Origin of the sequence: Shewanella sp. KJ2020 (genome assembly GCF_024197625.1) — a bacterium.
Classification (GTDB): Bacteria; Pseudomonadota; Gammaproteobacteria; order Enterobacterales; family Shewanellaceae; genus Shewanella.
In genome coordinates, this window is sequence record NZ_JAKUKD010000032.1 from 248713 (window position 1) to 263557 (window position 14845).

A 14845-nucleotide genomic window follows, 5' to 3' on the forward strand; every position below is an offset into this window, starting at 1 on the left:
CGCCGATGCGATATTATTATCTGAGCAAATTCTACCGCTTAAGGTACTTTTGATAAAGCTGCTGATGGCGATTATTCAGATCTATCTGCCGGCCTTCAATCCAGATAGCCACAATCTTATTGGTCATAGGGTCGAGAATGTCCCCCTCGGACAGCACGACACTGCCTTGGTATCCCACCGCTATCGCCCCTAAATCCTCCACCCCTAACAGGGTTGCCGCATCTAAGGTGACAGATTTGAGTGCTTGCTCCGGTGTTAAACCATAGGCGGCGCTGTAACCTGCGGCATAGGGAAGGTTGCGGCTATTCCAATCCGATGAGAAACCCAGGGCAAAGGGGATACCCGCATTGGCGAGCAATGCTGGGATCTTAAAGGGCAAATCCACGGGTTCATCTTTACGTTTAGGCAGGCTCAATGTATGGGGATAAATAACGCTGGCATTGACTTCCCTCAGGCTTGAGGCCAAGCGCCATGCGTCATAGCCGCCGACAATTACCAGTTTGAATTGGTATTTTTTCGCTAGGGCAATCACTTGCTCAATTTGTCCAACCGTATCGGCATGGGCGAATAGGGTCGCTTTACCTTGGTACAATGGCAACATGGTCTGCCAACGCAGATTTTTACTGCTGGACTGATTGCCTTCATCCTCGCTTTTATGTTGATCACTTAAAAAGTAACGGTAGCCATCCTCAAAGGCGGCGTTGAGTTTATCGATAGCCTGTTGATTTTTCTCGATTGCCTTGGCTTTCTCTTTTTCATCCTCAGGCATGCGCTTGATTTGCGGCCAGTAGACATGGAATTGGCCTTCGCTTGGTTGTAGGGCGTCCTCGATCGTCCACGCATCGAGATTGACCAGCACCGATTGCCCCGCTAACCCCTCGCCGCTGGGGACGATTTGGGCGTGGGTAATTCCGTTATAGCGTATGGTGGGGATAAGTTCTGAATCCGGATTATAGGCGCTTGCTGTGCTAATTTGTGGATTAAAATCACCGACCTCGGCGTTATCGACGGTAGGACGGCTCATCTCAATTTCGACTAAACCTAAGCTAGTATCGAGGGCAATGAGCCCCGGATATAAATGTTTACCGCTCGCATCGACGATATGTATGTCAGTTCCCCCGGCGGCGGGTGTATTAACTGGGCTCCCCACAGCGGCAATTTTGCCATTCTCAATTAACACATCGGTATTATTGAGCACACCTTGGCTAACAGTGTGGACTGTGGCGTTTTTAATCAGCACAGTGTGGCTTTGCTTTGGTGCTGGCACTATATCGTTGGCGCTCGCTGTGGAGATGGCTCCCAGTAATGCCGCAAACAAGAGCGTTGTCGGTAAAAGTTGCATTATTTGGCTCCCTGATGAGTGTGGCCCCATGCCTGATAGTGAGTATCGCAGTGCCATTGTGGCTCGTTAAGTGGCGTGACTTTCTCACCCGCCTTGGCGTTATCATCACTGCTGAGAATTTTTTGGATAAGTTTGGCGCGCTCGTTGACTATGGCTTTTTGGGCAAGTTGGTCTTGGTCTCGATCGAAATAGCGTTTGCCTTCGACCCAAGCCTGGGTCACTTTGGCGTAAATCGATAGCGGCTCGGCGTTCCAAAGCACGATATCGGCCATTTTTCCAGGAGTGAGTGAGCCCACGTATTCATCGACTCTTAACTGCTTCGCTGGGTTGATAGTCACCATATTCCAAGCATCTTCCTTTGACATATTGCAATACATCATAGACTTAGCCGCTTCTTGGTTGAGCCTACGCTGCATTTCGTAGTCGTCTGAGTTAATGCTGGTGGTCACGCCTTTGTTTTGCATCAGGCAAGCGTTTTGCGGAATAGCGTCATATACCTCAAACTTATAGGCCCACCAATCGGCAAAGGTCGATGCGCCGGCACCATGGGCGGCGAGCTCGCTGGCGACTTTGTAACCTTCGAGCACATGGGTAAAGGTTTGCACTTTAAAGCGATAGGCTTCGGCTAAACGCAGGAACATTAAGATCTCTGACTGCACATAGGAGTGGATATGCACATCGCGCTGTTGATTTAATACCTCGGCGACGGCCTGCAGGCGATAGCTTGGGCGCGGTGCGATGGTTTTCTTTTTCTCACTGCTGCGTAGCTCATCATAGGCCTTAAGTGCATGTTCATAGGCGATGGCGGCGTCGAAGGTTTCAGCAAATAAGGCTTTAACCCCCATGCGAGTCTGCGGGTAGCGCTGCACAAACTTCTCGCCCCAGTTGCTCTGTTTTACGTTTTCACCAAGGGCAAATTTGATACTCGTCGGCGCGTTAGCAAATTTAAGTTGCTCGGCGCTTTCTCCCCATTTCATCTTGATCAGTTGCGATTGGCCACCGATAGGATTCGCGCTGCCGTGGAGTAATTGTGCGCTGGTGACTCCGCCCGCTAAGGCGCGGTAGATTGAAATGTCTTCGGGATTGAGCACATCCCCAATACGCACCTCAGAGGTGACGGCATCAGTGCCTTCATTCGTGCCACCATTGATGGCGATATGGGAATGTTCATCGATAATGCCCGCAGTTAGGTGTTTGCCCGTTGCATCGAGCACTTGATAACCTGAAGGCGTACTGAGTTGTTGACCAATTTTCTCGATGCGGCCATTGGCCATTAACAGATCCGCATGTTCCAAGATACCCTGTTTATCAGAAGTCCACAGGGTGGCATTTTTAATATGGAGTTTCTCGGCTTTTGGGGCTTCGTTCAGACCATAGGCAACATTAGGGTAGGTGAGTTGACTCACTAGAGCCGTGTTTGCCGTTATTTTGGAGTCTTGCGGTTTTATTTGCCCATCGTTTGCTGTGATGGCCACACCGGCAACATGGGTGCTGCGGCTTTGGGCATCGATCATTCGCCCCTGAACACCATCCTTAGCCAGCCATAGGGTAAAACGGCTGATGCCTTGGATACCGGCGGCGGTAAGATTGGCATTAAAACTGACTCTACCGTCATCCTCTAGTGTGAGGTTGGTGAGCGAGATACTTTGTTCACCGCTACTCAAGTTACCCTGAAACTTAGGTTTATCGTCTTTGCTGATATCTTGCAGCGATAAATCCAGCGTGAGGTTATTGAAACTTAATTGGTAATCACCCAGTAATTTAGCTTGCGAAAGTGAGCGAATACTCTGCTCTTGGCCCTGTAACCAAACGCTATAGATCTGGCCATCTTTAAAGATATTCCCCTTAGTGACCACAAAATCAGCCATATAGCCTGGGGCGAGTTTGCCGGTAAAATCCGCCGTCCCCGCCATTTCGGCGGCTTGAATGGTAAGTGCCGCTAAGGCTTGTTCTTCGGTTAACCCTTGGGCAACGGCTTGGCGTAAACGTGGCCAAAAAGCATCGCTCTTAATGCCGTATTGAGTTAAGGCAAAGGGAATTGCGGCTTTGGCGACTGCGGCAGGATTTGTTGGCGCACGCTCCCATTGTCTTAAGTCTGCCAGTGATACATCACGATCAGCATCATCGGTACCGACGTCTGGAGCTTGTGGGTAGTTGAGCGGTAGGATCAAGGGATAGTTCAAGGCTTTTAGCTCGTTAATGCGAGCGTATTCTTGACCGCTTCCTAAAAGATTGGCGGGCTGTTGATGTTCTTTGAGTAGGTGAGCCGCGCGTAATAAATCATTGAGATTTTTCGTTTCAAACACAATTGGCTTCTCGGCCAAATGATCTAATTTTTCAAAGGCGATATTAAACTCAAACGGGGTGTTTATTGTGCTATTGGCGGATTTATGCTTATTTTGGTTATACCAGTTGGCATCGGCAAAGGTTTGTCTGATCAGTGCAATACTTCCCATTAATGAATTGGGGTAATCCTGTTCGGATGTGCCTTTATCAAATGCCATAAAAGCTTGAGTTCGCGCCCGATAAATCACTTCATTAGCGGTTTTATCGGCTAAGGATAAACTCACACCTGTGCCGCGAAAAATGCCATCGAGCTTACTACTTTGCACACTGGTAAAGCCGTTATTGATCCAATCTTTTGCGCGTTCTCTATTGGGATAAACGTAATTAAACCATTCTTTTTCTGCATGAATTGCCCCATTTTCGGCATTGCCACCTATACGTTTAATATCATATACAGGACGGGTTAAGCCGAGTTTGGGATATTCAAACTCAATTCCATAATCAGTGAAGGGGTCGATAAAGCCTGGGTAGATAGTGTAACCCGTGAGGTCGATTTGTAATGCTGAAGCGGGTATATCTCCGTGCTCAATAATGGCTTTAATTCTATTATTTTCAACCAATAGAGTGGCATCGGTTAGTCGTTTCCCCGGTGCGACAATTAATTCGGCATGGGTAAAGGCGGTTAACTTACTAACGGGTTGTACTGGGTTTCCTTGGGCAAAAATACTGAGGGGAACAAAGCTAGTTATTATGCCGCAGCTTATTATTATCTTATTGTTTATCTGCATGTTTTTATTCTAATGGGGGAGGGTGGATAAAGAGTAACTGAAAGTCGCTGGAAATACTAAGGCTGAATTGTAACGCAATTTTAGCATTGACTGTAATTCGGAACGCCAGTCTGTTTTGAACGAATGAGGCATAAAAAAACTCGCCCAATGGCGAGTTTTTTTATGTTACCTAACTGTAATGCGTCATCGCTATTACGGTGCGGTACTTTTAAATTGGATTAGATTAAGAAATCATCCATAGAACGACCTTTGTTGATCTCGTTCTTAAATACGGTTGGCATACGGCCTTGGCCTGTCCACTGAACCATTTCACCGTCAACTTCAATTTGATATTTTGCTGGACGAGGAGCACGCTTTTTGCTGGCCGCTTTAACCGCTACACCACCTAAGTCATCGATGGATAAACCAACAGCTTCCATTTGTTGACGGATTTCTTCAATCTTAGCGTTACGAGCAGCGATGGCTTGCTGTTCTTCTTCTTCCATTGATTCACGTTCAACTAGAATTTTATCTAGTTTAGCGGCTAAATCACGCAGTTCTTCTACGCTGAGATCTTTTACCGCAGCTTTAAAACGACGACCGTGAGTTAATATTTCTAAAAATTCGCTCATATCTATTTTCGTCCCACTCTATTTTTAATACAGGATAATGGTGAACAACCCCTAAATGATAGAAACTAATATAGCTCGAATCAAATAAAATTACGCAATATTGAGAAATTAAATATTATTTAAATTTTGAACTTTTTTATATATGGCAAATAAGTGTTCAAAAATGTGGCCAACAGCCCTGTATTAAAAAATGCAAACAGGCGTTTGACTTTAGTTGACGTTAACGTTAACAGGACGTAAAGTTGCTCTATCCTGCATTGGTAACGACCAATGTTTTGTCCATGTACATGAAAGTGTAGGAAGGAAACCCTATGAAAGTATTGGTGCCTGTTAAGCGTGTTGTTGATGCCAATGTGAAGGTCAGGGTCAAAGCTGACAACACAAGCGTTGATACCGCAAACCTCAAAATGGCGTTGAACCCTTTTTGTGAAATCGCAGTAGAAGAAGCGGTTCGTTTGAAAGAAGCGGGCAGTGCTACTGAAGTGGTGGTCGTTAGTATCGGTAATAAAGCCGTTCAAGAACAATTACGTACTGCGCTGGCACTCGGTGCAGACCGTGCAATCCACATCGATACCGAAGACGAGCTAGTGCCTTTATCTATCGCCAAACTCCTTAAGGCTGTACAGGAAAAAGAGCAGGCCGAATTGGTGATTTTTGGTAAGCAGTCTATCGATGGTGACAATAACCAAACTGGGCAAATGTTTGCGGCATTAACGGATATGCCGCAAGCGACGTTTGCCTCCGAAATTAAAGTCGAAGGTCAGTCGGTGCAAGTCTCCCGTGAAATCGATGGTGGTATGCAAACCCTGAGTCTGCCATTACCGGCTGTAGTGACGGCCGATTTACGTTTGAATGAACCCCGTTACGCTTCATTACCAAACATTATGAAGGCAAAACGTAAGCCTTTGGATGTCATGACGATTGCCGATTTGGGTGTGACCTTGAAAAACCATCAAACCCTCGTGAAAGTGACGCCACCTGCAGAGCGTAAAGCAGGTATTATGGTAGCGTCGGTAGCTGAGCTAGTCGAAAAGTTAAAAAATGAAGCGAAGGTGATCTAAATGGCCATTTTAGTATTAGCTGAACATGATAATGCGGCTCTGAAACTCGATACCGCCAAGGTTGTCACTGCGGCGCGTGCCATCGGTGAGGATGTGCATGTATTAGTTGTCGGTCATCAATGCAGTGCCGTTGCCCAATCTGCGCAAACATTACAAGGTGTTAGCCAAGTTTTGCTTGCCGATGCCAGTGTCTATGAAGCGCACCTTGCGGAAAATGTCTCAAAATTGCTGGTGGATTTAGCGCCTAATTACAGCCATATACTTGCTGCCGCATCGAGCTTTGGCAAAGATGCTATGCCAAGGGTAGCGGCATTATTAGACGTGGCACAACTCTCAGAGGTGATTGCCATTGTTAATGCCGACACTTTTGTGCGCCCTATTTATGCGGGTAATGCCCTAGCGACAGTACAAAGCCACGATGCGATAAAAGTCATGACTGTGCGTGCCAGTGCATTTGATGCCACGGCCGAGGGTAACAATGCAGCCGTGACGATAGTCGATAAAGTGTTTGAGGCGAAAACGCAGTTTGTTTCTCAATCCTTAACGGTTTCTGCACGTCCTGAATTAGGTAATGCTGGGATTATCGTTTCCGGTGGTCGCGGTATGGGCAGTGGTGAAAACTTCGGTATGTTAGAACAGCTGGCTGATAAGCTTGGTGCCGCAGTTGGTGCATCACGGGCCGCGGTTGACGCTGGCTTTGTACCTAACGATTTACAAGTGGGTCAAACCGGAAAAATCGTTGCGCCAAACCTGTATATTGCCGTCGGTATTTCCGGTGCGATCCAGCATTTAGCGGGCATGAAAGACGCGAAAGTCATCGTTGCTATCAATAAAGATCCCGAAGCACCCATTTTCCAAGTGGCCGATTATGGCCTCGAAGCCGACCTGTTTGATGCTGTTCCTGAGTTGATTGCGAGTCTCGGTTGATTTTATCTGTGATCTAGGTCACAGTAAGCGGCTTTGCGGTAGCATCTGCTTAGCCGCTTATGTTTTTATGTGCCTCACGCCCGCGCATGGGCGTTCTTAGAAGTAGAGGCGCGCCAAATATCAGTAGTGATCAGTAGGGTGATTCCGTTGATCGATTGCGAAAGGATTTGGTGCCGAAGTGGTTCGATTTATCACGATCAACTGCTGGGGTTGTACTTAATAGGTGCAGCACTGCCATAGTATTTTCTGATATGGATATTAGAAATAGTTACTATGGAGCGCTACTGATAGGACAGGTGACCTTGGGTATCTATTGCCTTTTCCCCACCAGTTCAGTCGCCCTCCATTCGTATTTTTGACGAAGAAATAATCAATGACTGTTATGAGTTATGCCGATTCGGCGCTTTCTTTGCTGCCGCCAGTGGTAGCTATTGTATTGGCGATTTTAACTCGCCGTGTACTCCTCTCCTTAGGTTTAGGCATCGTGATTGGGGTTTTATTGCTCAATCAATTTTCGCCTCTTGCCAGTGGTGAGTTTTTATTTAATAGCATTAAGGGACTTTTTTGGGCCGATGGTGCTGTTAATTCTTGGAACTTATATATTCTCGGTTTCTTAATCGTACTGGGTATGATCACCGCACTGATTACTGTCAGTGGGAGTGCCCGGGCATTCGCCGATTGGGCGCGTTTACATATTCGCAATAAACGTGATGCAAAATTACTGACCATGTTCTTAGGCTGTGTTGTCTTTATTGACGACTATTTCAATAGCTTAGTCGTTGGTTCCGTCGCTAGACCCGTTACCGACCGCTATTATGTTTCCCGCGCTAAGTTGGCGTATTTATTGGATTCAACGGCGGCGCCTGTGTGCGTTATTTCCCCCGTTTCGAGCTGGGGAGCTTATATTATTGCGTTAATAGGCGGGATTTTAACGGCGCACGGTTTTGCTGACACGGGCCATTTGAGTGTATTTATTCAAATGATCCCAATGAATTTCTACGCAATTTTCTCGCTGTTGTTATTACTCTGTGTTGCTTTTATGGGGCTAGATATTGGCCCTATGCGCGAGCATGAACTCAATGCCCTGCGCGGTAATTTATATGATGAGACCAAAGGATTGCCCCCTGGTGCCAATGCCGATCTCCCGGAAGCGGAAAGCGGTAAAATCTTAGGCCTATTTCTGCCGATCACTGTGTTGGTATTTGCGACCCTGTATTTTATGATCAACAGTGGCGCTCAGGTTTTGGCAAAAGAAGGTATTGAATTTAATATTATTTCAGCCTTTGAGAAGACAGATGTTAGCTCGTCATTATTCTTCGGTTCTTTAGCAGGTTTAGTGGTTGCCTTAGTGGTTAACCTTGCGCAAGGGGTTGAGAAAGCGATGGTGGTTAAAGGCGTTGTGCAGGGTGCTCGCTCTATGTTGCCGGCAATTTATATTCTGCTATTCGCTTGGACAATCGCTGGGGTTATTGGCCAACTCGAAACCGGTAAGTTTATGGCGAGTTTAGCAACAGGAAATATTCCCTTCGCGTTTCTCCCCGCTTTAATGTTTGTGTTAGCGGGATTAACGGCATTTTCTACCGGAACGAGCTGGGGCACTTTCGGTATTATGCTGCCGATTGCCGCCGATATGGCGATGGGAAGCCACACTAGCATGATGTTACCTATGCTGGCCTCTGTCCTCGCGGGGGCGGTATTTGGCGATCATTGCTCGCCGATTTCTGATACCACTATTTTGTCGTCCACGGGTGCGAGTTGTCACCATATCGACCATGTGGTCACCCAGTTACCCTACGCCTTGATTGTTGCCTTTATCAGCATGGTGGGTTATGTGGTGCTCGGTTTTACAGAGTCGGTCAATGCGGGCTTAGCAACCTGTAGCTTATTGTTTGTTATCTGCATTATTTGGTTGCGAATACAGTCTAATCGTGTGGCAAAGTAGTGATTTAGCTTGAGGTTTCAGTTAAAAATCAGCCAGCATATTGCTGGCTGATTTTTTTATGGCTTAAGAAGTTATGACTATAGGGTTTTCTTTAAACCGCGACGGTTTAATAGGCCCTCTGTGGTCGGCTCTTGTCCGCGGAAGTTTTTGTAGGCTTCCATTGGCGCTATGCTATTACCCACTTCACGGATAGTTTTGCGGTATTTCATACCGATGTCACGATTGAGCCCGCCTTGGGTTTGTACATAGGCAAAGGCATCTGCCGCTAAAATCTCACTCCACATATAGGCGTAATAACTTGCCGAGTAACCGCCGGGGAAGGCGTGGGCAAAGTAGGTCGACTTATAGCGTGGCGGCACTGCGCTGATGTTTAAGCCGTGCTTCTTCAGGGCATTGGCCTCAAAGGTGGCCACATCTTGCAGCGGTGCATCTGGGCTTAATGAATGCCACTCCATATCCACTAATGCGGCGGCCATATATTCCAAGGTGTCAAACCCTTGGTTAAAACTGCCGGATTTCAGTAGTTTTTGCAGCAGTTCATCGGGGATGGGTTGGCCGGTTTCATAGTGTTTAGCGTAATTTGCTAAGACTTTAGGATGGGCGGCCCAATCTTCTTCAAAGGTCGATGGAAATTCGACAAAGTCCCGTGAAACCGAGGTGCCCGCCAGGCTTGGATATGTCACTTTAGAGAACATGCCGTGGGTGCCATGGCCCATTTCATGGAACATTGTAGTGACTTCGTTATAGCTGACGAAAGTGGGTTGACCTTCGGGTGCTTTCTTGATGTTCATTACGTTAACCACCACAGGTTTTGTCCCTTCGAGGTGGGATTGACCAACGAATGAGCTCATCCAAGCTCCGCCGCGTTTACCTTCGCGGGCAAAGTAGTCGGCGTAGAAAATCGCCATGCTTGAGCCATCGGCATCAAACATTTCGTAGGCTTTTACATCTGGGTGGTAAACTGGTAAATCTGGGCGGGGTTTTAGGGTAACACCATAGAGTTCTTTAAGGGTGTAGAACACGCCGTCTTCTAATACGCGGTTAAACTCGAAGTAAGGGCGAATACTATTGGCATCGAGGGCGTATTTTTCTTGGCGGACTTTTTCGACGTAGAACTCCCAGTCCCAGGGGGCGAGTTCAAACTTGCCACCAGTCTTGTCGATCATCGCTTGGATATCGGCCGCTTCTTTCTCTGTGTTGGCAACTACTGCAGGCACCATAGAGCCAAACATGCTGTATACCGCTTCCGGTGTTTTTGCCATTTGCGGTGCTAAGCGATAAGTTGCCCAGTTTTCATACCCTAGCAGTGCTGCTCGCTCGGCACGTAGCTGTGCTAAACGCGATACCAGTGAAGCGGTTTCGTTTTCACCGCTTAAGCCACGGTTCGCTGACGCTTCCCAAATCCGCTGGCGCAGCTCACGGCTTTCCAGTGAGGCCAATACGGGCTGGCGAGTGGTGTTGGTGATGTTAATCAGGTACTTGCCATCGTGGCCAGCGGCTTTTGCATCGTTTGCTGCCGCGGTGATGTCGCTTTCTGTTAATCCTGCAAGCTCACTTTTTGAATCCACTACCACGGCGATTTCTTTGGTCAAACGCAGCAAGCGTTGGGAAAACTCGTTAGTGAGCGTAGATTGTTCTTCATTTAAGGCGCGAATTTTGACTTTTTGCTCATCGGTAAGCTTAGCGCCCGCCATGATAAAGCGTTGATGGTAAACCTCAATTAAACGCACAGCTTCAGGGGTTAAACCTAGGTTAGCGCGATCGTTATAAATAGCTTCTATGCGGGCAAAGAGTGCGGGGTTTAAGTTGATATTGTCTGAGTGGGCCGCCATTTTGGGGGCCATCTCACCTTGGATTTTACGCAGTTCGGGATTGCTGTTTGAACCCGCTAAATTATAAAACACACTCGATGCGCGGGTGAGCAGGGCACCACTTTTTTCCATTGCGACAATGGTGTTATCAAAGGTGGGGGCGGCTGGATTGTTCGCAATCGTGAGAATTTCTTGATACTGCTCCGCCATACCTTGCTCAAGCGCGGGCTTAAAATGCTCATCTTTAATCACACTAAAATCAGGTGTTTGATATTGGAGAGTGCTGGCTTGTAGCAGTGGATTATCAGTTTGAATTGCAATGACATTTTGCACTTTTGTATCGCTAGTGCTGCAGCCTGCCAATGTTCCCGTAACGAGTGTAGCGCCGATGGCGATGGCAATAAAACTTTTATGCATAATTAAGTGACTTCCTTAGAATTGTTGTTTTTTAGAACTCTAACCTTAATAACTTAAATAGGTCTGAAAGAACTTAAACAGATCTTAAAGCGATTTGTAACAGTTTGTGATTCGAACTAAAAAGGAGCCTCGCATGGGCGAGGCTCCTTTGCTATTTCCTTGCAGGGAAAATAGGTACCGCTTTTTACTTACTACTTAATCATGCGATGATGAAATGATTAATTAGCGAGTAAACTTGTGGTATTTATCAATACCAGTACTTCTTCCTGTGTCGTGACATACAGCGCAAGATTCAGAGGTCGGTTGTTTAAACCAATCAGCAACTTTTGGTACGCTGATTTCACCACCGTTGCTTGCCATGTGTGCCTTAGCTGAATCGCTATTATGACAAGCGAAGCAGTTTGCAGTAACAGGGCTAGTCATTTTGCTACCTGGCTCAGCGATGTATTGATTTGGTATTTTGCTTAAATCAATAGCCGTTTCGTGACAGGCAACACAGCTAGTAGAAGCTTCAATTGCGCCTGCGCCGTTAGCGGTTTTCGCTTGTGTTCCATCGGCTTTAACCTCACCGACTTTAGCACCTTCACCCCAGTGCCAGCTGTGTACCATAGGACCAAAACCAGCGCCTATCGCGGCTGATGTACGTTCCATGCCGTTGTCATGGCAAGCCACACAGGCTCTACCACCTTCGTCGAAGGCGCCATTTTTATGGAACGCAGTGGCATCATTGTGGCAGGTTGTACAGCTGTTATCACTGATGACGGTACGACGTTCAAAGGCTGAGACTTTGGTAGTGGTCACAGGGTCAACAACATCAGAATAAGCGGTAAAGGAAACGCCCATAGAGCCGTCATAGCCATTAGCTCTTAGACTGCCATTGCTTTGGTAACGTTGATTGCCATCGTATTCCATCCAACCTGGGGTACTGAACGTCACGCGGGCAGAATAAACATAGTTAGCATTTACTGGGGTGATATCCGTCAGTAAGTGACAGATATTTTTAGTGCCGTCAGTGTTGTAACCATAGTAGTAGTTAGTGCGGTTGCCTGGGCGACCCACTAAGCTGCCATTTTCATAGGAATGTAAATAAGCGCCCGCATAAACTACGGGTTTCTTAGCGTCATATACCAGCGGGCTAGAATAGTTAAAGTTGTCTTTAATGCTAAAGACGTTACCATCGGTATCTTTCACTGTCAGCGTGGTACACCAGCCTGGGGCGACCACTGCGGCTGCAGCACCTGTTGGGGCATAGTGGTCAGTTTTAGTTGAAATATCATCCACTTTGACAGGTGTTGATAATTCCAGTTTATATTTAGCACGCAGTGCTTGACGCTCTGTAATGCCTGTTTTGCTTTCGTGCATAATGCGCAAATCTGCACCATTACTTGGAATGATAGCGCCTGGTACACCACCGCTGTTATGGCAGTCAATACAACCAGGTCCAGCGACGTTGATATTGTTAGGCGCTTCAACGTGGCAGGAAGTACAGTTCATCACGCTGAAATCTTTGGTAAATTTCTGGTGATTAACATGGCCAATTTTTGATAGTGTATTGGTAGCATATCCACCAATAGAGAAACCTTCGGCGTTTTTCGCGCCGCGGCTGACTGAACCGTGACAAGCTAAACAACCTTCAACAAAGGTGACTTCGCTGTCCATACCGCTAGCAACATAACTCGCATGACGACGTGGGCTGGTTGAGTAGTCAATATGGCAAGAGTAGCAACTGTCCGTTGTTGTAGAATGGGTGCCCTCAGGTTTGTTAACCACTAATGGTTGAGAAGTCGCAATACCATCGTTACCACCGACACGTAACCAAACGATACCTTCAGTGCTTGGGTTAACACCTTTCATTGGTGCTTTAAATTGGTATTTGCCATCGTCAATGGCGGTGAGCGTGGCCCCTTCAGTTGCTTCGGTTGCCGCTCCACCTATATGCACATTATCTGCAACCCCATTAATATCGCTTTCGGTGCGGTTGTTGATAAAACCCTTATCGGTTAAGGCTGCTACTTTAGCTTGAGCATTTAACAATCCATTGATTGGGCTGCCATTTTCATCGGTAATCTCGAATTCATAAGTGATACTACCTTCATCGAAGTTGTAGCTTAGCACTTTGACATTGGTTGCCGTCGAACTGGTGACTACAGGTGGTGTCCATGGCTCGCCAGGTGTTCCTGGTGTGCCAGGCGTCCCTGGAATGCCGGGCGTTCCTGGTGCGCCATCGGCACCATCTTTGCCATCATCGCCACAACCAACAAGGGCACCTGTTAGTGCTAAGGCAACGAAATATGCCAGTTTTTTAGAGGTGAAAATTCTCATCATAATCTCCAATTGATCCAATATGCATATAAAGGACGGATTGCAGCACTAAAGTTTGCAGGGGAGATTAGTGCCTTGAACCGCGAGTTTTAATTTGCAAGCTATCGAATACTTTATTTTTTTAATTGAGCACAAATTGGCTCAAAGTGGATATTAGAGTTAATTGGTTGTTGAATTTTTGAACTTTACCGCATTTATACCTATTACTTTGGAGGTAGATCTCATTTTTAACATTTAGTATCCATTACTTTTCCCTTATAAAACAATATTTAAGGTTCGGTTAAGGTTAATTTAACAACTGACCGTATTTACGTTGATTTAACAAATACTGTTATTCGTGGCAATGGTTCAAATCAGTTAGCTGCGGTGTTGGTGGATTTTTAGGCATGCAAACGGGGGATTTATGGCGCCATTGCTGAATTTCCCCTTAAAGCTTGGGGCTAGCTAGTATTCTGATAGGGTGCCTGATGGTAGACTATTGCCCAATTTAGCGCTGGCGACAGACGTGATAAATAACGTTTCTAAGGGTATTGGTTTTGGCACAACTTTATTTTTACTACTCAGCAATGAATGCGGGTAAATCGACTTCCTTATTACAATCGTCCTATAACTACCGCGAGCGCGGGATGAATACCTTAGTGATGACGGCCTCGATCGACGACAGATACGGTAAAGGCAAAGTGGCTTCCCGCATCGGAATTGAGACTGAAGCACAGGTTTTTAGCAGCAAAGATAACCTTGTCGAGATGATCCAAACAGTACATCAGGCAATGCCACTGAGTTGCGTTTTGGTGGATGAATGTCAGTTTTTAAGTAAAGAACAGGTTAAGCAATTAACCTATATTGTTGATAATATAGATATTCCTGTGCTGTGTTACGGTTTGCGTACAGACTTTCAAGGGGAGCTGTTTAGCGGTAGTCATTATTTGCTCGCTTGGGCCGATAAATTAGTCGAGTTGAAGACTATCTGTCATTGTGGCCGCAAAGCTAACATGGTGGTGCGCCTCGATGGTGATGGCAAGGTGATGCGCGAAGGTGAGCAAGTGGCGATTGGTGGTAACGAAAGTTATGAATCGGTTTGCCGTAAGCATTTTCGTGAGTTTATTTGGGATGAGCCCATTAGCGCCTGAGGCAATCATTTCAAAAGAGAAGTGGTGAATATTTTTAGGTAAACCACTTTGAGATGAAGAGTTAACTCATCAAAATAGCGAAAAATCTGACGACAAATTGGATTACACCCAAGGAAGTCATCGTTGATGTATAGGAAAAGGAAATCCTCCGATGGGTGAAACCAGCACTGTCTGAGGGTTGAGTGGCCAAGCACTTGGTCGTCAACCT

9 protein-coding genes and 1 riboswitch are annotated in these 14845 nt (G+C 46.5%); of the genes, 4 read left to right on the forward strand and 5 right to left on the reverse strand.

Annotation, left to right across the window (positions count from 1 at the left end):
* Positions 1-31: 31 nt before the first annotated feature.
* From MJO46_RS19060 to MJO46_RS19070, 3 genes are all read right to left on the reverse strand, one after another.
* On the reverse strand, positions 32-1342 hold the full coding sequence (locus MJO46_RS19060; RefSeq protein WP_253990678.1) for an amidohydrolase family protein: 1311 nt from the start codon (positions 1340-1342) through the stop codon (positions 32-34).
* A complete protein-coding gene (locus MJO46_RS19065; protein WP_253990679.1) occupies positions 1342-4416 on the reverse strand; it encodes an amidohydrolase family protein in 3075 nt (1024 codons plus the stop codon). The genes MJO46_RS19060 and MJO46_RS19065 overlap by 1 nt, the downstream gene beginning before the upstream one ends.
* Before the next feature lie 218 nt (positions 4417-4634).
* Positions 4635-5027, reverse strand: coding sequence for an H-NS family nucleoid-associated regulatory protein (locus tag MJO46_RS19070; RefSeq protein ID WP_007649501.1), 393 nt, complete (start codon positions 5025-5027; stop codon positions 4635-4637).
* A gap of 311 nt (positions 5028-5338) precedes the next feature.
* Between MJO46_RS19070 and MJO46_RS19075 the strand changes: the two genes are divergently transcribed.
* From MJO46_RS19075 to MJO46_RS19085, 3 genes are all read left to right on the forward strand, one after another.
* Positions 5339-6088, forward strand: coding sequence for an electron transfer flavoprotein subunit beta/FixA family protein (locus tag MJO46_RS19075; RefSeq protein ID WP_253990680.1), 750 nt, complete (start codon positions 5339-5341; stop codon positions 6086-6088).
* Complete coding sequence (locus tag MJO46_RS19080; RefSeq protein WP_253990681.1) at positions 6089-7015, forward strand: electron transfer flavoprotein subunit alpha/FixB family protein; 927 nt, start codon at positions 6089-6091, stop codon at positions 7013-7015.
* 95 nt (positions 7016-7110) lie between these two features.
* Positions 7111-7307, forward strand: a riboswitch (Lysine riboswitch).
* 81 nt (positions 7308-7388) lie between these two features.
* Complete coding sequence (locus MJO46_RS19085; protein ID WP_253990682.1) at positions 7389-8957, forward strand: Na+/H+ antiporter NhaC family protein; 1569 nt, start codon at positions 7389-7391, stop codon at positions 8955-8957.
* 77 nt (positions 8958-9034) lie between these two features.
* On the opposite strand, the gene MJO46_RS19090 is transcribed toward MJO46_RS19085, so the two are convergent.
* Together MJO46_RS19090 and MJO46_RS19095 are read right to left on the reverse strand one after the other, a co-directional pair.
* On the reverse strand, positions 9035-11185 hold the full coding sequence (locus MJO46_RS19090) for a M3 family metallopeptidase (RefSeq protein WP_253990683.1): 2151 nt from the start codon (positions 11183-11185) through the stop codon (positions 9035-9037).
* Positions 11186-11407: 222 nt separating this feature from the next.
* Positions 11408-13507 (reverse strand): cytochrome C, encoded by a 2100-nt coding sequence (locus MJO46_RS19095; RefSeq protein ID WP_253990756.1) that lies wholly within the window; start codon positions 13505-13507, stop codon positions 11408-11410.
* Positions 13508-14043: 536 nt separating this feature from the next.
* Between MJO46_RS19095 and MJO46_RS19100 the strand changes: the two genes are divergently transcribed.
* Complete coding sequence (locus MJO46_RS19100; RefSeq protein ID WP_253990684.1) at positions 14044-14637, forward strand: thymidine kinase; 594 nt, start codon at positions 14044-14046, stop codon at positions 14635-14637.
* Positions 14638-14845 lie beyond the last annotated feature (208 nt).